Source organism: Niallia sp. RD1 (genome assembly GCF_024219955.1).
In the GTDB taxonomy this organism is placed as follows: domain Bacteria; phylum Bacillota; class Bacilli; order Bacillales; family Cytobacillaceae; genus Niallia; species Niallia alba.
On record NZ_CP100420.1, the window covers coordinates 1,089,347 to 1,108,734 of the forward strand.

The following is a 19,388-nucleotide window of genomic DNA, read 5'->3' on the forward strand; positions in this document are numbered from 1 at the left end:
TCTCCTTATTCGTTAATTACTTCCTCCACTTCCCCTAATGCTTGCAAAAATGCACCCAAGCCTTTTTGATCATTACAAACAATCGGCTCGCTAATGTAATAGGCATAGGTCCCGTCTCGTTTGTCAGCTCCACCAAGTCCTGCTACCTGACAATTTTTATTCAAGTTTACCCAACCCTCTTTTGTCAGAAGAACAAATTCATCTAAAAGACCTTGATAGCCCTTCTTTAATGGACCAATCCATTCTTGTTTATCAAGAACTCCTAAGCGAATCCCCTTTGCTATTGCACAAACGTACATACTGCTTGCAGATGCTTCTAAGTAGTTGCCTTTTTCGCCCTGCTTATCTACTACTTGATACCAGACTCCCTTTTCCTTATCTTGATAGTTTAGTATTGTTTCTAATGTTTTCTTAAGAATCTTCTCTAGAAAGGAACGTTCTGGCGTATCCTCTGGAATAATTTCTAATGTATCTACTAATGCCAGCACATACCAGCCCATTGCTCTTCCCCAAAAATTCTCCGATAATCCTGTTTCTTTATTAGCCCAAGGCTGTACTTTCTTCTCGTCCCATGCATGATAAAGAAGTCCTGTCCTTTCATCTAATAAGTGTTGATAACTAGTTTTGAATTGATGCAGAATATCGTCAAGCCCCTCTCCATCTGCATATTCCATTTGATATTGTGCGTAAAATGGTGCTCCCATATATAAACCATCTAGCCAAATTTGATACGGATAGATTTGCTTATGCCAAAAGACACCTTCTGAAGTTCTTGGATGTTGCTCTAATTGTGATTTCAATAAATCAGCTGCTTTTCGATACTTTTCCTCGCCTGTTTCTTTATATAATTGAAACAGTAGTTTTCCATTGTTAATATGGTCAATATTAAATTCCGATACTTCATACTCTTTTATCGATCCATCTGGTTGAACAAAATAATCAATATTTTCTTTTATATACTGCAAATATTTCTCATTACCGGTTCGTATCCAGAGGTTTTCAAACCCTTTTAGAACGACTCCATAATCATAAGACCATTTTCCGTTATAACCTCTATCCTCATATAAATGTGGAAGTCTTTCCATAATGGAAAGAGCTGTTCTCTCTGACCAACTTATTTCTGTCATTCTTATATTCTCCCATCTTATTTAGATTTTTTCCCCACTCTTAACGGGTAGTAAGAACCCCAGCTCAAGCGAGGGCACTGAAAAACTGGCTAGTTAATGATGATGGGCAATAGCCACTTTTTAAACATAAGATGATGGATTTGTTTTCCGAGGCTCGTCGCTACATTCCTGCGGGGTCTCGGACTTTCTCGCAGCTCCCATAGGAGTCGAGCGGACGCCTCTCCAAACCAACCTTATTTTCACTTTCCAATATGCTTGCTCTTCATTTCGCACGAAAAAAAGACTTTTTCAGTGGCCTCAGCTCAAGCTGCGAAGGGTCTTTCCACTACTTCCCCGCTAGAGTTAAGTGTCTTACGCTCCATTCCAGTCTTGTTTGAAATATTGATTATAAGCAACAACAACCTAAATTTTTTCAAGGTGAGCGTCTAGCCGAAATCTGCTTTCCTCTCACCTTTTTTTTGTCAAAGTATGCTCTAATTATTTTTGGCTTATTTCGTTTGTTCGTATGCTGCTTTATACTCCTCTTTAATTGTATTTCCGCCAGAATCGCTCCAAGTTTTTACTGCCTTTTTAAATCCATCTAAATCAATTTCGCCTAATATATACTGATAAGTAGCATCTGTAATGATCTTTTGTAATTCAGAACCTTGTGACGTATTTGTTGGAGATTCTAAAGAATAAGCAGGATTTAACACTGCATAATTAGCATTGTCTGCAATCATCTCATCTGCTAATGCTTTAATAGGATTGGGATCCTTTAATCCATAGCATGATTCTTTTGGTCTAGATGCCGCGAATGGCTGCACTTCTTGTGTCCATAAGTCCTGATTGATAATTTCATATGCACCATCATCTGTTAACTTATAATGAACATCTTCCATTCCGTATGTCATTAACGTGTATACTTCTGAATCTAATAGATCATTTACAAATTTGAGAATTCTCTTTAATTCCGCTTCATCCTTTACTTCTGAACGAGGGAATGCCAATAATCCACCAATTCCGTTATTCGCTGCCCAAATCGCACGCTCAGGTTGGGAATCAGAAACCATATCATTCACTAATGCTAATTCCATATTATCTTGGATACCCGTAGCCATTGTTTGCAGGTTTTTAGCGTCGAAAAGTGCTCCAATATAAATCCCTGCTTTTCCTTGTGCAAAGCTTTGTTGTTGGTCCGTTTTTGCTGTAACAGCGAAGTCCTTATTTATCCAACCATTTTTATAAAGCTCCTTCATATAATCCATGGTTTTGACATATCCATCTGATTCAAACTCTGGAATAAAGTCTCCATTTTCATCCATTCCCCATATATTAGGAGTGCCATAATAAGAACTTAATGTTTTAAATGCTCCATATATTAAATCGTTACGATCAACAAACCCAGTCGTATCGTTTTTGCCATTACCGTCTGGGTCATTTTCTGTAAACGCTTTCGAAATTTTCATTAATTCATCAACTGTCTTAGGAACATCAAGTCCTAAATTATCAAGCCAATCTTTACGCAAAACAACACCATTACGAGCTAAATCTTTCTGAAATGGAATGCCATAAAGCTTCCCTTCAATAGAAGCAGAAACACGCACATCCTCCGAGATTTCTTTTAGATTAGGGAATTCATCTAAATAGTCTTCTACATTCCAAAACATCCCTGACTTTAGCGCATTGCGGACAGATGAGTTTTCAAGAATTGTTAATGTAACAATATCTGCTAATGAATCCGAGGCTAATGCCGTATTAATCCGCTCTTCTTTTGAAGCATCTGGTATCCAAGAAAATTTAATTTCTGTATTTGTTTTCTCTTCCATTTTATCTAAGACCGTATCAGTTGGCGGGGAAGCTGTATGTAAAATATTCAGCCAAGTAATTTCAGCCTTACTATTTTCATCATACGTGCCAGATGATTGCTCTTTTCCACCACTACACCCTGCCAAAAACAGCACACTCGCAAAACTAACACTAGCTAACTTTAATAGTTTTTTCATTTGTACTCTCCTTTGTAATTTGATAAAGTGAAATTTCTATCAGCGGGGGTTTTCCGTTATCCCTCACGGATGGTTAGTTGAACCATTCGGACCTTTACGGACAGCTGATCTCCCGCCTATCTTTCTCGAATCCTCATAAGTTTACGTCCAGAGTCTTACTGTCCGTTAAGAGTGGGATAAATAGTTTTATCTTCTACTTCTTCTGTATTTTGTAATTCTATTCTCGTAAACACTTGATTTGCTGTCCAAGTAATCACATAGAATAGAAAACTAATACCGAAGAAAGTGAGAATCCCAGGAAAAAACGTTATTGCTGTCCAATAAGTTGCACCAATTACCACAAACAATAATAGTGTGTATTGTAAACAGGAAAATCCAAAGATAAAAGACATTTTTATTCGAAAGAATATTCCTTTCCAGTTATAATGAGCCATTAGTGGATAGATAAAAATAGCTGAAAGGAAAAAAAGAAAGCATATGATAATCAGGCAAACTTTTAGATACCAGTTAGTAACATAAAGTAAATCGATCACCAATACATAACCAATCAGTACATAAATCCAGCTTGTAATCATTGATTCCTTGAAAGACTCTTTATAATACTTCCAATAGGAAGAAAAAATAGGGATATTCGTATTTCCTCTCATCCATTGTCTCAGGATACTAACTAGTGCATAGGTTGCTGGTCCGGCACCAAAGAGTCCCACCCCTAATAAAGTAAAGAGCCACCAGAGGAAATTCACATACACCAGATTTAATATCGTTGTAAAAATGTGGTTTATTTTTTCCACCGATTTTAACATCGAACTCCCCGCTTTCAACTAACCTTAATAAACACCATCCTCACCAAACTTTTTGGCAAGCTTATTCGCAAGCATCACTAAAACCAAGCCTACTAAGCCCTTAAATAAACCAACAGCTGTACTAAAGCTCAATTGTCCGTTCTTCAAACCAGCCGTATAAATATACGTATCAAAAATCTCCGCAACACTTCTATTTAATGAATTCAGTAATAGGTACATGTGTTCAAATCCTAAATCTAACGTGCTGCCTATTTTTAAGATTAATAATGTAATAATTACTGGTCGTATTGCCGGTAATGTTACATGCCATGTTTTTCGCAGTCTTCCTGCTCCATCCATCTCTGCCGCTTCATATAGTTGCGTATCTACAGCGGTAATAGCAGCAATATAAATGATCGTAGACCACCCTAGTTCTTTCCATATCACTTGTGCAATATAAACTGTTCTCGTCCAATCAGGTGATGTTAGGAAGCTAACTTTATTAAAGCCCACTGCCGCCAACATTTCATTAATTAATCCACCATCGACATTTAAAAATACATATGTAATGGAAACAATAATTACCCAGGACATAAAATGGGGGATATAAATTAACGTTTGGATACTAGATTTAAAATATTTGTTTTTGACTTCATTTAACATAAGCGCTAAGATGATCGGCATGGGGAAAAAAATGAAAATATTTAAAGCAAATAAGATAAGTGTATTACTTAGAAGCATGAAAAAGGTCGGTTCTGTAAATAAGCGAATAAAATGCTTCATCCCTACCCATGGGCTGCCCATAATTCCTAAGAACGGTTGATAATCTTGAAAAGCAATGATCAACCCGCCCATTGGTAAATACTTAAAAATAATAAAATAGAGAAAGCCAGGGAAAATCATTAAATAAAGAAGTTTATTCTTTTTCACATTAGCCCAAGTTTTTTGTCTTCTGACTTTTTTTTGCTGCTTCATTTTTAACTCTGATAATGTTTGATCATTAGGCTTAATGACACTTTCCATTTTGTACCCCCTCACTTTATAATGTGATGCTTGATTCTTACCTTAGCATATTGAAAAAGTAGAATTACGTATATAATCATTATTCGATAACGCTTACAACAATTGTTATATCACTGGTCTCCTGCACTCAATCCAATGTAATGATTACTACTTTGCCCACATGATTATCTGGTTCTCTAATATGATAAACCACTCATTTGGTAAGCGTTTTCTTTTTCTTAAATACTGATTATATACGGAATTAGCTTCTCCTGATAAAGTAGCTTTATAGAAAGAGGATAGGTTATTTCTTTAAAAGCTTGTGGTTAGCTTTACTTCTAAATACGCAGCAATTAAAACATTATTAGTTGTTGTGGAACAACTAGCTAGACAAAATATGAAGGAGGATCTATATGGAAAAAACGTATAAGAATAAGAAAATAACAAAAGGAGGACGGGCCTTTTCCATTATTAATGGAACAATTCTACTTATTATCGCCTTCATTTGTTTTTTACCTTTTGTAAATGTTATAGCTAGTTCCTTCGCTTCTACACAAGAAGTAGTGGCTAAACGATTTATCTTGATTCCTGAAACTTTTTCATTAGATGCATACCGTTATATCCTATCTACTCCGACACTCTTTAAATCTTTAGCTGTTTCGATTGGCGTCACCGGAATTGGTACACTAGTGAGTATGATTCTGACGTCTCTCATGGCTTATGGCTTGTCTCGTAAATATCTTCATGGCAGGGGCTTTCTTAACTTTCTTGTTGTTTTCTCTATGTTATTTAGCGGAGGGATGATTCCGACATTCTTAGTAGTGAAGGCCTTTGGATTAATCGATTCTTATTGGTCATTAATTTTGCCTGTAGCTATCAACGCATTTAACTTAATTATTATGAGAAACTTTTTCCAAGCACTACCTGATAGTTTAGAAGAATCGGCTAAAATGGATGGTTGTACGGATTTAGGTGTTTTTTGGAAAATAATGTTGCCATTAGCATTACCATCTATTGCAACAATTTCTTTATTTTACGCTGTTACTTACTGGAATACTTATATGACTGCTATCCTTTATATTAATGATTCTACAAAATGGCCTATTCAAGTTTTATTGCGTCAAATTGTTATTGTTTCGAGTGGCATGCAAGCAGAAGGCTCATCTGTTGATGTAATTCCTCCTGCACAAACGATTAAGATGGCTGTAATTGTTATTGCTACAGTTCCTATGCTTATTGCTTACCCATTTGTTCAAAAGTATTTCGTAAAAGGAGCATTGGTTGGTTCTGTGAAAGGATAAAAGTTAGTTATTCCTTCCCTATTAACATAAAAATTATCGGTGTTAACCCACAATATGAAAAAGCGTGCAAGTATAGGATGTCTTCTATCTTACACGCTTTTTTTGTTAATGATTATATTGTTTTCGATAGTCACCTGGAGTCATTCCTACTTTTTTCTTGAAAAAACGAATAAAGTTTTGGGAATTTCGATACTGTAATTTTTCGGCAATCTCTTTGATTGGTATATTTGTTTCTTGTAATAATGACTTTGCCTTTTGTAGCCGAAAACCCATTAGATAGTCAACAAAGTTTTCTCCATATTCTTTCTTGAAAACACTGCTTAAGTAATTAGGATTATAATGAAGACGGTCGGCAATAATATCTAGAGAAATTTCTTGGTCATACTCTGTCTGAATGATTTGAACAATTTTATCGGATAAAGAGCGAAATTCCTTATCTGTTTTATCCTGTGTGCTTATAATGATTGGCGTAATAAGGTGTTCAATTAGCATTTGCTTTATTCGATCAGGATAATAGGCATTTATCGCCTCATAATAAAGCGGCTTTATACTGTCAAAAATTTTCGCTTCCGCACCTAACAGCTGACCCAATTGAATAATCTCATTAATTAATCGAATAAGCGTTACTTCTAAGCTGACTGGATTTTTATTCATCCGGAAGATTTCGTCAATTAACGTGTCTACTGTCTCCTTCACTTCCTCCTCATTACCTGAGCGAATCGTATTTACTAGCTCATTTTGCAATTCTACAGGATATTTAGAAATGGAAGCATCATTCAAAAGAGGAGCAATATCATCATAAAAAATAATCGACTCTGGCCCTACATTTACACGATAGTGTAGCGCTTCTTTTGCTAAATCGACTGCTTTTTTGCTGCTGATTAGTGTTTTATAAACAGGACTTATCCCTACGCTGATAGTGATATCCAGATACTCCTTTGCGGCAGTTTGAATCTCCTCATAATACTTCATAATTCTTCGACTAGACTCATAATCATTTTCATCGGTTATAAATATGGTCGCTTGCATCTCATCGTTTAATACAATGGGGATTAATCTTTCCTTGTCAGGGACTATTTCCTCCACAATATTATTTAAAGCCAATAAGTATAAATCTTTCTCCACAATTTTTTGACTATCCATATTGTCGATTTGAATTAACCCTGTGTAAAAATGATTCGTTTCGTTAAAAAAATAACCAAATTGCTTTAATCGATGCTTTGCTTCATTTGCTGTAATTCTATTTCTAAATAAGCTTAAGACAAACAAAGTCTCGAGCTGCGGTTTTTGCATAGTTAAGCTAGCCACTAATGTTTCATTCTGTCCGATAATTTTATCAACAGAATCAGCGACAAGAGAAAGTTCACTTTTCTGGCCACTCACATCATGTATAGCTAGTTTCTCCTGAATTTTACGGATTGGCCGAGAAAATGAGTTAGCAAGCATATAAGAAATGATACCGACCAAAATGATCAACAGGGTCGAGACGATTAATAGACCAATCCTTGTATTATTAATCATATTGGATATTTCCGTCGGATTAATTTGCACTACATAAATCCAGCGATTATAGTCTGATTGGGCATACACATACTTTTCGCCGTCTGCGTCTACCATTTTGATGTCTTCTCCCTCGTTCATGATTGCTTCATAATTTTCGAGAGACAATAGCCTTGCTTTTTTCCTACTTGAATATAATAATTCATTTTTGCTATTATAAATTTCTACTAAATTATCTTTTTCATTATCAACAATCTCATCAATGCTGCTTCTTGGAATATTGGATATTCCTAAGGCAAATTTATCCCTTTGATAAATGGGCAAGGTCATAATCATCTCAATACCGGTACTAGTTGGTCGCCAAAATAAGCTTTGGGTTGCTTCATTAATATATTTTTGCTTATATTCTGCAATTTCCTCTTCAGATAATTCTTTCAGAGAACCCTCAATAATTCCCCAATTTTGATCAATGCTAATGAGATTATGCTTACTTCCTTCTATGCCCATCATTTCTATATAATTGATTTCCTTTTTTATATCCCGGTATGTATCAAAGTCTTTTCCCGACAAAGGCTGCTTAAAAATTGTCTCGAAAGTTGCAGTAGAACTATATGCTGTATATCCATATTCAATCGTTCGGACCTTTTGCTCTACATTGTTAAGGATTTGTTTTGTGTAGTTTTGCTTATCTTTCAGAAATTCCTCTTCGACGGAGTGATAGGTAGAGTTATAGATAAATACACTAAAGCCTACTACAATACTAATCCCTAATAAGAAAAAGGGAAAAAACAATTTGTAAAACAACCTTAATTTCTTCAAGCTCTCACACTCCTTGACTGAACTAATTTTATCACACTATTATTGAAAGCGTTATCAAATCATTCGATAGTTTAACTTTATTTACTAAAAAATAATCATTTTCTTATATCTGGAAAAAGATTATTTCCTAGTTTTTGGATTACAATATACATATAATAGCATATACTTCTTATCTTTTGCGAGAGGATTTTTTCACGTGTGCATCATATGTCTGATTGACAAATAGATAGATGAATTATAAAATGTGAACGTTAACATAATTACTAGGAGGAACTATGGTTACCATAAAGGATATTGCAAAGCTTGCAGGCGTTTCTCACACTACTGTGTCACGGGCGCTAAATAATAGTCCCCTCATTAAACCAGCTACAAAAGACAAAATTAAGAAAATCGCAGCAGAATTGCATTATGTCCCAAACTTTAATGCTAAAAGTCTTGTAAACCAGAAATCTTACACAATTGGTGTTTTTTTCTCTAGCATTAGCCATGGAACAAGTTCGAGTTTTCTAGTTGATGTCATTAAAGGAATTAATTCTGTTTTAGACGAAAATTATAGCATAGCAGTCAACGGGATAGATACACTCGTCCATTTTGATAAAGTTATTTCCAAGCGATTTGACGGAATCATCGTACTAAGTCAAAGTGATACAGACAACGCATTTATTTACTATATACAGCAAATCGGAATCCCAATGGTCGTGCTAAATCGCAGGTTGGATGATCCCTCTATTCCAAATGTTTCTGCGAATGATCAGCTGGGCGTCGAAAATGCAATCGATGAAGCGATTATGCATGGGCATGAAAAATTGGGGTATATCAACGGAAAAAGCTCTTTTCGTTCCTCTACGGAAAGAAAACAAGGATTTATTAATAGTTTATCTAAACATCATCTGCCGATACAATCAGCATATTTGGTAGACGGTGACTATAGCATGGAAAGTGGATATGATAGAATGACTCAACTATTAGAACTTCCCACCCCACCAACCATCGTATTTTGTGCTAATGATGATATGGCAATTGGTGCATTAAAGGCTTGTTTTTCGAAAAATAAGCAGGTACCCAGTGATATCTCGATTATTGGATTTGATGATATTGCCTTTGCCCAATATTCTACTCCATCCTTAACTACTATTCATAAGCCCATTGATAAAATTAGCGAAATTGGCACGCAAAAGCTTATAGCATTAATGAACAGTGAAACGTTAGAGGAAACTCAAATTTTAGTTGATACATTCTTAGTTAAAAGAGAATCCCTTAGTTACCCAACAAAACAGTCATAACTGTTTTGTTTTATCATAAAATGTTAACGTGTGCAAAAGGAGGAAATATAGTGGAGAAGCTGTCAAAACAACTAAAGCCAAATAGATCTTTTTTTCCAGAGAAAGTCATTCAATTTGGATCAGGTAATTTTATGAGAGGATTTCTTAATTGGCAACTACAGCAAATGAATAACCAACATTTATTTAATGGCAGTGCTGTGCTTGTGAAACCTACAAGACATCCTTCCAAAGTATCATTAGAGGAGCAAGATTATCTCTATACTGTCATCCTTGAAGGTTTCTTCCAAGGGGAAATTGTTCATACGAGTGAAATTATAACGACTGCTAATCGATTAATTAATCCTTATGACGAATGGGAAACATATTTACAATTAGCAGAAGATGAAGAATTAGCTTTTATCATTTCTAATACGACAGAAGCAGGAATACAATTTGATGAAAAGGACTGTCTCATTGATCAACCTTCTACTAGCTTTCCTGGAAAACTTACTGCCCTTTTATATAAGCGCTTTCAATTAAAAAACCGAGGATTTACGATTATCCCTTGTGAATTGATTGATCGTAACGGTGAAAAACTGAAAGAAGTTGTCCTACAGTATGCAAGCCTATGGAATTTAGAGCAAGACTTCATTAATTGGATTCACGCTGAAAATACATTTTGTTGCAGCTTAGTTGATCGTATCGTACCAGGCTATCCACGTGATCAAGCTGAACTACTTAATCAGGAACATGGTTATATCGATAACCTTATGGTAAAAGCAGAGCCTTATTTACTATGGGTTATCGAAGGTCCACAAGAATTAAAAGAAACATTTCCTCTTAAAAAAGCAGGGTTAAATGTAATTGTTACAAATGATATGACACCATATCGGGAAAGAAAGGTTCATTTGTTGAACGGTCCTCACACAGCAATGGTTCCACTTGGATTGCTTGCTGGTCTAGAAACAGTGGAAGATGTCATGAATGATAAAGATTTTGCTTTTTTTGTAAATCACTTAATGTCCCAAGAAATTATCCCTTTACTGCCTCTACCAACAGAAGAATTAAACACATATGCAACATCGATTATGGAACGATTTAAAAATCCTTTTATTCGCCATGAATTAACCTCTATCGCTTTAAATAGTGTCTCAAAATATAAAGCACGCTTATTGCCACTTTTAATAAAATACCAAGAAAAAAATCAAGAATTGCCACCGTTGATGACAGCTTCCCTTGCTGCATTATTCCTGACCTATCGTGGAAGCCAGTATAAACCAAATGATAGTCAAGAGGTGCTAGAGGTGTTTTCAAAAGCTTGGAAAAATCCGGAAACAGTTGCCTTTACTATCTTAGGCAATAAAAATCTATGGGAAAAAGATTTATCAACGGTTCCTGATCTAGTTGACGAGGTTACTACCTATATCCATAAACTTCGAAAAGACGGAGCAAGAGCTGTTTTAAAAAAGATGCTAAACAAAAAACAGCCCCCTTCCCTATTAAAGTTGAACGAACGAGACAATGTGGCGGTTGCACTGCGACCAATTACAGCCTCAGAAACATTATACCTAGATAGCATCTCTATTACAGCTAACCATGATATACCACAAGGACATAAAATAGCCTTAACAAATATTCGTACATCTACCAATGTCATCAAATATGGCTATCCTATAGGACATACGCTAAAGGAAATTACTCGTGGTGATTGGCTTCATACTCATAATGTGAAAACAAATTTAGATGGAGAACTAAAATATTCGTACCAGCAAGATATCCATCAAGTCAAATATCCAAAAAAGAACCTCACCTTCCAAGGATATAGACGAGCAAATGGAAAAGTCGGAATTCGCAATGACTTATATATTGTTCCGACTGTTGGTTGTGTAAATGGCACGGCTGAGTATATGTTGAAAGAATTCGAAGCTCTTCATCCTGACCTAGGTACATTTGATAATATTACGATTTTAAAACATCCATATGGCTGTTCTCAATTAGGCGAAGACCATGAAAATACAAGGAGTATATTAATAGATGCAGTGAAGCACCCAAATGCTGGAGGGGTTCTTGTTTTTGGATTAGGCTGTGAGAATAACGTGGTCGCTGAATTTAAAGAATTACTAGGAGATTATGATGCTTCAAGAGTTAAATTTTTAGTTGCCCAAGAGGTAGGCAACGAAATAGACGCAGGATTAGAACGATTAGAAGAAATCTATGAAGCTGCTAAATATGATCATAGAGAACCAATTCCAATAGCTGAGCTAAATATCGGCTTAAAATGTGGCGGTTCCGATGGTTTCTCTGGTATAACAGCTAACCCGCTATTAGGGGCATTTTCCGATTTCTTAATTTCCCAGGGCGGCAGTACCATTTTAACAGAAGTACCTGAAATGTTTGGAGCGGAACAAATGCTTATGGCACGAGCGGAAAACGAACAGGTTTTTGAGGATATTGTGCACTTAATCAATGACTTTAAACAATACTTTCATTCCTATGGGGAGCCTGTGTATGAAAATCCTTCCCCAGGAAATAAGGCTGGCGGGATTACTACTCTAGAAGATAAATCATTAGGTTGTACCCAAAAAGCTGGCACAGCACCCGTTGTAGATGTTCTGCAGTACGGAGAGAAAATCTCCAAAAAAGGGCTAAGCTTACTGCAGGCACCAGGCAATGATTTAGTTGCCTCTTCTGCTCTCGCTGCAGCTGATTGTCACTTAGTTTTATTTACAACAGGCAGAGGAACCCCATTCGGCAGTTTTGTTCCAACAGTGAAAGTAGCAACCAACTCAACTATTTATGAACACAAAAAGCATTGGATGGACTTTAATGCTGGTCCTTTACTAGAGCGGCAAATGAATGAAGTTCTGGAAGAATTTATTGAAAAAGTGATTGCTGTCGCAAGCGGAGAAAAAACGCGCAACGAAGCAAATGGCGTCCGCGAAATCGCTATATTTAAAACAGGAGTTACTTTATAACAGATTTGTAAATTAGAAGTTTATCAAGGAGTTTGGCTAAAAGTGTAGAAGATTGATGTAGCGTAGTGCTAGCTTGTACTTGAAAAGAAGTTCATTTGGTACTTTCTTGGAAGCTGGAGGCTCTGAGGTGTCTTCTCTGTTACCTTTTTTATCTTCTTTTGGGCATAACGGGCTCTGAGATAATAAAAGCAACTATAAATCATAAATAACGAAAGAGGGATTCTAATGTTTCTAAATGATCAATTTCTATTAAAAAATGATATCGCGCAAAAACTATTTCATGACCATGCAAAGCAGATGCCTATTATTGATTACCATTGTCACTTAGACCCTAAGGAAATTTATGAAAATAAACATTTTAAAAACCTAACGGAAGCCTGGTTAGCTGGCGATCATTATAAGTGGCGATTAATGCGTGCAAATGGAGTTCCAGAGTCCTATATTACTGGAAATGCTTCTGATTATGATAAATTTTTAGCATGGGCACGCACTGTGCCAAAAACGATTGGCAATCCATTATATACATGGACTCACTTAGAATTAAAGCGCTTCTTCGGAATAGATTTATTACTAAATGAGGAAAATGCTCCTCTTATTTGGGACTTAGCAAATGAAAAATTAACTACTGACGACTTCAAGCGTCGTAATATTATCACTAACTCAAATGTAAAAGTAGTTTGTACGACCGATGATCCTATCGATGACTTACACTACCATCAACTATTAAAGGACGAAGAACAGCATTTTCAGGTGCTTCCTTCCTTCCGTCCCGATAAAGTATTAAATATTGACCAAAATGGATTTATAGAGTGGATAGAAAAGCTAAGTACACAATCACAAGTTTCCGTCACTTCCTATCAAGGATTAATAGACGCTCTTAAAACTCGTGTAGCTTATTTCCACCAAATGGGTGGCAGACTATCTGATCATGCACTAGATATATTAACGTATGAGGAGGCAGATGAAAAAACGCTTGAAGCTATTTTTCAAAAAAGACTTAAAAATGGAGCATTATCTTCCTATGAAATCAGCGCTTATCGTACCGAGACATTATCTCGCTTAATCGGTTTTTATCATGCGCATAATTGGACAATGCAGCTTCATATCCATGCATATCGCAATACCAATTCAGCACTGTTTGATCAAATCGGTCCTGATACTGGATATGACGGAGTGAACGACCTTCCTCTTGCAATTCCTTTGCAGCGCCTTTTAAATCGAGCAGAAAAAGACGGGAAATTACCTAAAACGATTCTTTATTCTCTAAATCCAAATGATTTCTTTGTTTTAGCTACTTTAATGGGATCCTTTCAAAAAAATACACCTGGTAAGCTTCAGCTAGGATCAGGATGGTGGTATAACGATACGAGAGCTGGAATGCGTCATCAGTTAACAGTTCTTAGTGATGTTGGTCTTCTTTCCTCTTTTGTAGGGATGCTGACAGACTCGCGAAGCTTTCTTTCTTACACAAGACATGAATATTTCCGCCGAGTACTCTGTGAGTTTATTGGAGAAATCGTAGAACGTGGCGAAGCACCAGCAGACGAAGACCTGCTCGGTAGCCTAGTAGAAGCCATTAGCTATGATAATGCTAAACAATACTTCGGATTTGAGCGTTCTTATGTTGAAAATCATCCACGGTAATCATAATCATAATCTAGAGGCAAATCAGCATATGACATTAAGTCTCTCCCTTTTGGATGATAAAAAAAGACCCTTCATACTGGTTTTTCCAGGTGGAGGGTACCACCATTTAGCAGAAAAAGAGGCAAAACCTATCGTAAATTGGCTTCATTCGATTGGATATCATGCTGGAATCCTCTATTATCCTGTTGGAATAATCAATCCTATAAGTATCATCAATCAACTGGAAGAAGTATTTATGCAACTACACAGTAATGCAGATAACTGGCATTTAGTAGAGAATAAAATAGGTGTGCTAGGCTTTTCTGCTGGTGGACATCTTGCAAGTCTAGCCTGCACAAAAATTAGTAATCGAGCTAACGCTTTGGTTTTATGCTATCCAGTTGTTACCTTTACAGAACCATATGGGCATTCTGGAAGTCGAGAGCATTTTTTAGGAAAAAATCCGCCTAACCATCTAGTGAAGGCCTATTCGGTTGAGCATTTAGTCGATAAAAATATGCCACCAACTTTTATATGGCACACAGCGGACGATCAATCTGTTCCTATTCAAAATACCATCATGTTAGCAGAAAGCTTAGCAAAGTTCAGCATTCCGTTTGAATATCATATTTTTCCTTCTGGAAAACATGGATTAGCATTGGCAGAGGATTCCCCCTATGTCCATCGATGGCTGAGCTTAGCCGAAGCTTGGTTAAAAACTATTTTTGTATGATAAATCCATTTCACTGACTAGAATACTGGAGGAAAAATAATGCCAGACAAAATATCAATATTTATAGCAGGAGATTCTACAGCAGCAGAAAAAACAGCTGATAGGCGCCCGGAAACTGGCTAGGGAGAGAAGCTTTCTGCTTTTTTCACAGACCAAATTGTTATTGATAATAGAGCCATCAATGGCAGAAGCACAAAATCTTTTATAAATGAGGGACGACTATCTGCCATTGAGCACACTATTCGTCCTAGAGACTATCTATTTATTCAATTTGGACATAACGATCAAAAAGATGATCCAGTGCGCGGAACAGAACCTTACGGAGACTATCAAAAAAACTTACATACATTTATAAATACCGCCTTTAAACATGGTGCGCAACCAGTATTACTCACTTCTGTTTCTCGCCGGCATTTCACCGACCAACTCATTGATTCTATGTCTCTTGGCGAATATCCACTAGCAATGAAGCAATTTGCAAAGACACACAATATAGCGCTTCTGGATATTCATAAAAAATCGATGGAACTGTTCCAATCCTTAGGCCCTGACTTGTCTAAAAACTATTTTCTTCACCTTGAAGCTCATGAATCTAGCAATTATCCAAATGGAATAAAAGATAATACCCATTTTAATGAATATGGGGCAGAAGCAATAGCCCAGCTTATTAGTAATGCGCTAAAAGAAAGTGATCTACCTTTAAAGAGATTCTTAAAATAATCGTTCAGGAGGGATACTAGTGCTAACACTTAATCTTGGTATTCGTGCCCATGATTTAGGTCAACTAAGCCTAGCGGAATTATGTAAGCAATTAAAAGACTATCAATTTACCAATATTCAATTTGCGATTAAAAAATCTTTTCCAAAATATGTACCTTCCCTTCAGAGTCTTTCACCAGGAATAGCAAGCTTTTTTGGCGACTACTTTGCTAACAACGGGATAAAAATTAGCACATTAGGCTGCTATGTTAATATTTCAAGCAGAGATCTTGCTGTTCGCAAAGAGGCATTAGAAAGCTTTAAAACCCATATACAACTTGCCCGAGACTTTCGTGCTAGCCTCGTTGGTACAGAAACTGGCAGTGTTGGAGAGGGTTTTACGCCTGAAAACTTCACAGAAGAAGCTTATCAAATCGCAAGGAGCTCTGTGCTGGAATTAGTAGAGTATGCTGAACATTTTGGAGTAACTATTGGAATTGAGGCTGGACTTAACCACCCTCTCTATTCTGCTGCTTTAGCGAAGCGTTTAGTAGACGAGGTACAGTCCCCTCATTTAAAAATTATTCTAGATGGAGCGAATTTAATAAACCTTGATAATGTATCAGAAAGCGATTTTATTCTTAATGAGGCATTAGACTTATTACATGAGCATATTGCAATGATTCATTTAAAGGATTTAACCGTTAATAAAGGACAAATAGAGATTGTCCCTGTTGGCAAGGGAATGCTAAATTTTGAGCCAATTCTAGCATACTTAAAGGACAACAGACCTTTTCTTCATGCTACTTTAGAAGAAACGCAAGGGGAAGCAATTAGACCTGCAATCGATTATTTAAAGGAAATGTATTACCGTTTATAAGGAATTTTTTAAGCTGTGAAATTCCTTGAATGTCTCTGACAGCCATTCTGAGGAAAAATTAAAACAACATTCATTGTAGCTCATCGATTATCCACCATAAAAAACGCAAATAAAATTGCTGTGATTGAGAACGGAAGCTGTATCGAATTTGGTACATATGATGAACTAATGATCAAAAGGGGAAAATTTTTTCAATTAAAGCAACTACAAAGCTAGTAAAAAAGGAGTTCCGTTTTAACGTAAGTAGTTCAGATAACGTGGAGAAAACTTAAAATCACAGCCCCAAAAACATACGTTTTCGCAACGTAAATAGCAAGCGAATTAACAATACAATTAACGCAACAAAAAAAGCTTGGGATATCCCAAGCTTTTTTATAGAATGTGTTGTTCTTATTCAATTAAAGCCCCCGATTGTTTAAGTACATTTCTTCACAAACTAATCTTGTCAATTAACTTTTGTATTGCACTGACTACCACTTCTGGTTCATCATTTTGAATATAATGAGCACTGTTTTCAGCAATCACCAATTCACTTTCAGAGGAAATACCAAGAATCGATTCCTGCATTTCATTCCATAACTCTTGTGATTCCTTTGAATAATGAGTTTTTTTACCAGCTGAAAGAACAATAAGTGGGACATTTAATTTAAGTTTAGTATCTTTTAACTGCTTTAGGCTTTCCATAAATTCATTATAATTGCCTTCATACACGAATTGCTTGTTGTATGCTTGTTGAAATTCTTGTGACATTGTTGGGAGAAACCTTTCTCTGTAATCTTCAGGCGTAGAGTCAACCAAAACAAGTCCACAAACTTCATTTTGATATTCAGTTGCAAATATTCGCATATTAACTCCACCAAATGAATGACCTACTAATATGTAGGGAGGTTTAATCCTGGCTTCTTTAAGAAGTTCCTTCAATTCTTTTACCATCTCAATGCTGGTTCGGGGGTTAGAACTTTTTTCACTTTTCCCAAGCCCTGCTCTATCATAAATTAGAACATAGAGAGCATTGAAATATCCCTAATTACTGAATCCCAAGCCTTGGAAAAATCTCCATATCCAGCATCCATAATGACAGTTGGTTTTCCGTTATTTTCTCCCACCAATTTAGTATAAATTTTACACCCACTTATTTGCACAAACATTTCTTTAGCCATCTATTAATTTCCTTTCATTATGCCAACTTATGCTACCCGCCATCGGTTGCGGTAAGTGAAATCTTCACAACTCTATCTATTTTTTAAGAAAGGGGCATAATTAGCAAAAGTGCTTTTTACTCATTAATAAAATTCGTATTAGTCAATCTAGGTAATATTGTTTTTAATTCAATTATATCATCTATTATTACTTCAGCTTGAGAAAGTTCATCTTCTTGAGCAAAATCAAAATTGCATCCAATTGAAACTAAGTCATTATCTTTAGCGGCATTAATATCAGATAATCGGTCCCCAACAACTGCTCCATATGTAATATTATATTTTACTAATATTGTCCGAACCAAGTCTGATTTATTTAACGACTCAATTTGTTGTATACTAAAGGTTTCAGTAACCCAATTATCCAAATTATAGTAATTAACGATTGCTTTTAAATATTCCGATAAACCATTGCTTGCTATGTAAATTGAATAATTATTTTCTTTTAAATAACTGAAAACTTCCTTAACGTTTGGATATAACTCACCTTTTCCACTTCTTATATTTTCAATTAATCTTTCCAGAAAATAAGCATCAGTTTGTTTTCTTACTTCATTGGAATGATTAGGTAGCAATGCTTCCCAGACTTTTGGTAAAGGTACACCCATAATTTGACGGTATTTATCTATTGGTGTTACTGTATCCCATTTATTTAATGACCGTAAATGGTTGAAAGTATCCTCAAGTGATAGTTCTAAAATTTTATCTGTTTGAAACAGTGTTCCATCCATATCAAAAATAATTGATTGTGACATTGTGTTCTCTCCCAATTTAAAAATTTCTGTTTTTCTCCTCCTGTTTATCATAGAAAGAAAAAAGAATTATTAACTATTCTGGCAAGTCTGCCGCATCAGTTAATATTTGCGTAATCTAATCTTATTTCTCCAACTCTATCGCCTTCTATCAACCAAAATTCAATAGTTACATCATATTTATGGTCAACATAACCTATAATATCAACCCCTTGTTCGCTTCTTTTGTAATAACTTGATCCATACAAAGCAATAATCTCTCTTTTCGTACTCCCAATTTCAATTCCTTTTGCTGTTTTAAGACGGGTGTTTTTCTTTACTCCATCTGATTCATTAATTATTATCCGAATTATATCCCCTTTGTTTTTCCCACTGTTAATGGAGGCAGTTTCTAATCCACCTTCCCAATGATAATAATCATATAAATCATTGTCTTCCATGGAAAGTGGCTTTCCAAAACGTTTTATAAAAGATTGATTTTTAATATTATCGTTTAGTCGTACATGCCCAAAAGATTCATTTGAAAGGTCGATTGAATCAGTATGCTTAAAGTAATAGCTTCGTCCCTCTGTTAAGAAGGGAACTATTCGGTAGCCTAGAATAGCAATTAATATAATTAATGCAATCAATAGAAAAATATTTACTCTCATTCTTCCCACCTTGTTTATTTTCTTAAGTATTATCTCAATTTTTCCCATAATTAATTATATTTTACCTAGAATTTCTATGTATGTAAATACATTTTT

The 19,388-nt window shown here is 35.7% G+C and carries 14 protein-coding genes and 2 pseudogenes; 8 read left to right on the top strand and 8 right to left on the bottom strand.

What is annotated here, in order from left to right:
• Positions 1-5: 5 nt before the first annotated feature.
• From NKG37_RS05095 to NKG37_RS05110, 4 genes are all read right to left on the bottom strand, one after another.
• Positions 6-1,127, bottom strand: a complete 1,122-nt coding sequence (locus tag NKG37_RS05095) for a glycoside hydrolase family 88/105 protein (protein ID WP_254415916.1) — start codon at positions 1,125-1,127, stop codon at positions 6-8.
• Positions 1,128-1,615: 488 nt separating this feature from the next.
• Positions 1,616-3,112 carry an extracellular solute-binding protein gene (locus NKG37_RS05100; RefSeq protein ID WP_254415917.1) on the bottom strand — a complete coding sequence of 499 codons (1,497 nt, stop codon included), beginning with the start codon at positions 3,110-3,112 and terminating at the stop codon, positions 1,616-1,618.
• A 155-nt stretch (positions 3,113-3,267) separates the two neighbouring features.
• The gene (locus tag NKG37_RS05105; protein WP_016205226.1) at positions 3,268-3,915 is read right to left on the bottom strand and encodes a YesL family protein; all 648 of its coding nucleotides are present in this window, start codon (positions 3,913-3,915) and stop codon (positions 3,268-3,270) included.
• 24 nt (positions 3,916-3,939) lie between these two features.
• Positions 3,940-4,869 carry an ABC transporter permease gene (locus NKG37_RS05110; RefSeq protein ID WP_212117944.1) on the bottom strand — a complete coding sequence of 310 codons (930 nt, stop codon included), beginning with the start codon at positions 4,867-4,869 and terminating at the stop codon, positions 3,940-3,942.
• A 440-nt stretch (positions 4,870-5,309) separates the two neighbouring features.
• On the opposite strand from NKG37_RS05110, the gene NKG37_RS05115 reads away from it, so the two are divergent.
• On the top strand, positions 5,310-6,197 hold the full coding sequence (locus tag NKG37_RS05115) for a carbohydrate ABC transporter permease (protein ID WP_016205228.1): 888 nt from the start codon (positions 5,310-5,312) through the stop codon (positions 6,195-6,197).
• 105 nt (positions 6,198-6,302) lie between these two features.
• Here the strand turns inward: NKG37_RS05115 and NKG37_RS05120 are convergent, their stop codons facing one another.
• Positions 6,303-8,516 carry a helix-turn-helix transcriptional regulator gene (locus tag NKG37_RS05120; RefSeq protein WP_224428054.1) on the bottom strand — a complete coding sequence of 738 codons (2,214 nt, stop codon included), beginning with the start codon at positions 8,514-8,516 and terminating at the stop codon, positions 6,303-6,305.
• A gap of 275 nt (positions 8,517-8,791) precedes the next feature.
• On the opposite strand from NKG37_RS05120, the gene NKG37_RS05125 reads away from it, so the two are divergent.
• The 7 genes and pseudogenes from NKG37_RS05125 (at position 8,792) to NKG37_RS05155 (ending at position 16,691) form a co-directional block, all read left to right on the top strand.
• A complete protein-coding gene (locus NKG37_RS05125; RefSeq protein ID WP_016201649.1) occupies positions 8,792-9,799 on the top strand; it encodes a LacI family DNA-binding transcriptional regulator in 1,008 nt (335 codons plus the stop codon).
• A gap of 20 nt (positions 9,800-9,819) precedes the next feature.
• Positions 9,820-11,190 (top strand): annotated as a pseudogene (locus NKG37_RS05130) (tagaturonate reductase); the annotation flags it as partial.
• Between the two features lie 57 nt (positions 11,191-11,247).
• The gene (locus NKG37_RS05135) at positions 11,248-12,753 is read left to right on the top strand and encodes a UxaA family hydrolase (RefSeq protein ID WP_040342743.1); all 1,506 of its coding nucleotides are present in this window, start codon (positions 11,248-11,250) and stop codon (positions 12,751-12,753) included.
• 225 nt (positions 12,754-12,978) lie between these two features.
• Entirely contained in the window at positions 12,979-14,397 is a 1,419-nt protein-coding gene (uxaC, locus tag NKG37_RS05140; RefSeq protein WP_101729962.1) for a glucuronate isomerase, read from the top strand.
• Positions 14,375-15,112, top strand: coding sequence for an alpha/beta hydrolase (locus NKG37_RS05145; protein WP_198013162.1), 738 nt, complete (start codon positions 14,375-14,377; stop codon positions 15,110-15,112). The genes uxaC and NKG37_RS05145 overlap by 23 nt, the downstream gene beginning before the upstream one ends.
• 177 nt (positions 15,113-15,289) lie before the next feature.
• Positions 15,290-15,832 (top strand): rhamnogalacturonan acetylesterase, encoded by a 543-nt coding sequence (locus NKG37_RS05150; protein WP_367976431.1) that lies wholly within the window; start codon positions 15,290-15,292, stop codon positions 15,830-15,832.
• Positions 15,833-15,851: 19 nt separating this feature from the next.
• Positions 15,852-16,691 (top strand): sugar phosphate isomerase/epimerase family protein, encoded by an 840-nt coding sequence (locus NKG37_RS05155; RefSeq protein WP_016201644.1) that lies wholly within the window; start codon positions 15,852-15,854, stop codon positions 16,689-16,691.
• Between the two features lie 429 nt (positions 16,692-17,120).
• On the opposite strand, the pseudogene NKG37_RS05160 reads toward NKG37_RS05155, so the two are convergent.
• The 3 genes and pseudogenes from NKG37_RS05160 to NKG37_RS05170 all read right to left on the bottom strand — a co-directional run bounded on the left by NKG37_RS05160 (position 17,121) and on the right by NKG37_RS05170 (position 19,292).
• Positions 17,121-17,851, bottom strand: a pseudogene (locus NKG37_RS05160) (alpha/beta fold hydrolase).
• Positions 17,852-17,967: 116 nt separating this feature from the next.
• Complete coding sequence (locus NKG37_RS05165) at positions 17,968-18,645, bottom strand: HAD hydrolase-like protein (RefSeq protein WP_016201642.1); 678 nt, start codon at positions 18,643-18,645, stop codon at positions 17,968-17,970.
• Between the two features lie 95 nt (positions 18,646-18,740).
• A complete protein-coding gene (locus NKG37_RS05170; protein ID WP_205835685.1) occupies positions 18,741-19,292 on the bottom strand; it encodes a hypothetical protein in 552 nt (183 codons plus the stop codon).
• Positions 19,293-19,388 lie beyond the last annotated feature (96 nt).

Bases quoted from the DNA above. Each gene is read 5' to 3' on its own strand.
- NKG37_RS05125 (WP_016201649.1), top strand. From the start codon at position 8,792: ATGGTTACCATAAAGGATATTGCAAAGCTTGCAGGCGTTTCTCACACT.
- NKG37_RS05115 (WP_016205228.1), top strand. From the start codon at position 5,310: ATGGAAAAAACGTATAAGAATAAGAAAATAACAAAAGGAGGACGGGCC.
- NKG37_RS05170 (WP_205835685.1), bottom strand. From the start codon at position 19,292: ATGAGAGTAAATATTTTTCTATTGATTGCATTAATTATATTAATTGCT.
- NKG37_RS05100 (WP_254415917.1), bottom strand. From the start codon at position 3,112: ATGAAAAAACTATTAAAGTTAGCTAGTGTTAGTTTTGCGAGTGTGCTG.
- NKG37_RS05145 (WP_198013162.1), top strand. From the start codon at position 14,375: ATGTTGAAAATCATCCACGGTAATCATAATCATAATCTAGAGGCAAAT.
- uxaC (WP_101729962.1), top strand. From the start codon at position 12,979: ATGTTTCTAAATGATCAATTTCTATTAAAAAATGATATCGCGCAAAAA.
- NKG37_RS05095 (WP_254415916.1), bottom strand. From the start codon at position 1,127: ATGACAGAAATAAGTTGGTCAGAGAGAACAGCTCTTTCCATTATGGAA.
- NKG37_RS05110 (WP_212117944.1), bottom strand. From the start codon at position 4,869: ATGAAGCAGCAAAAAAAAGTCAGAAGACAAAAAACTTGGGCTAATGTG.
- NKG37_RS05105 (WP_016205226.1), bottom strand. From the start codon at position 3,915: ATGTTAAAATCGGTGGAAAAAATAAACCACATTTTTACAACGATATTA.
- NKG37_RS05135 (WP_040342743.1), top strand. From the start codon at position 11,248: ATGCTAAACAAAAAACAGCCCCCTTCCCTATTAAAGTTGAACGAACGA.
- NKG37_RS05165 (WP_016201642.1), bottom strand. From the start codon at position 18,645: ATGTCACAATCAATTATTTTTGATATGGATGGAACACTGTTTCAAACA.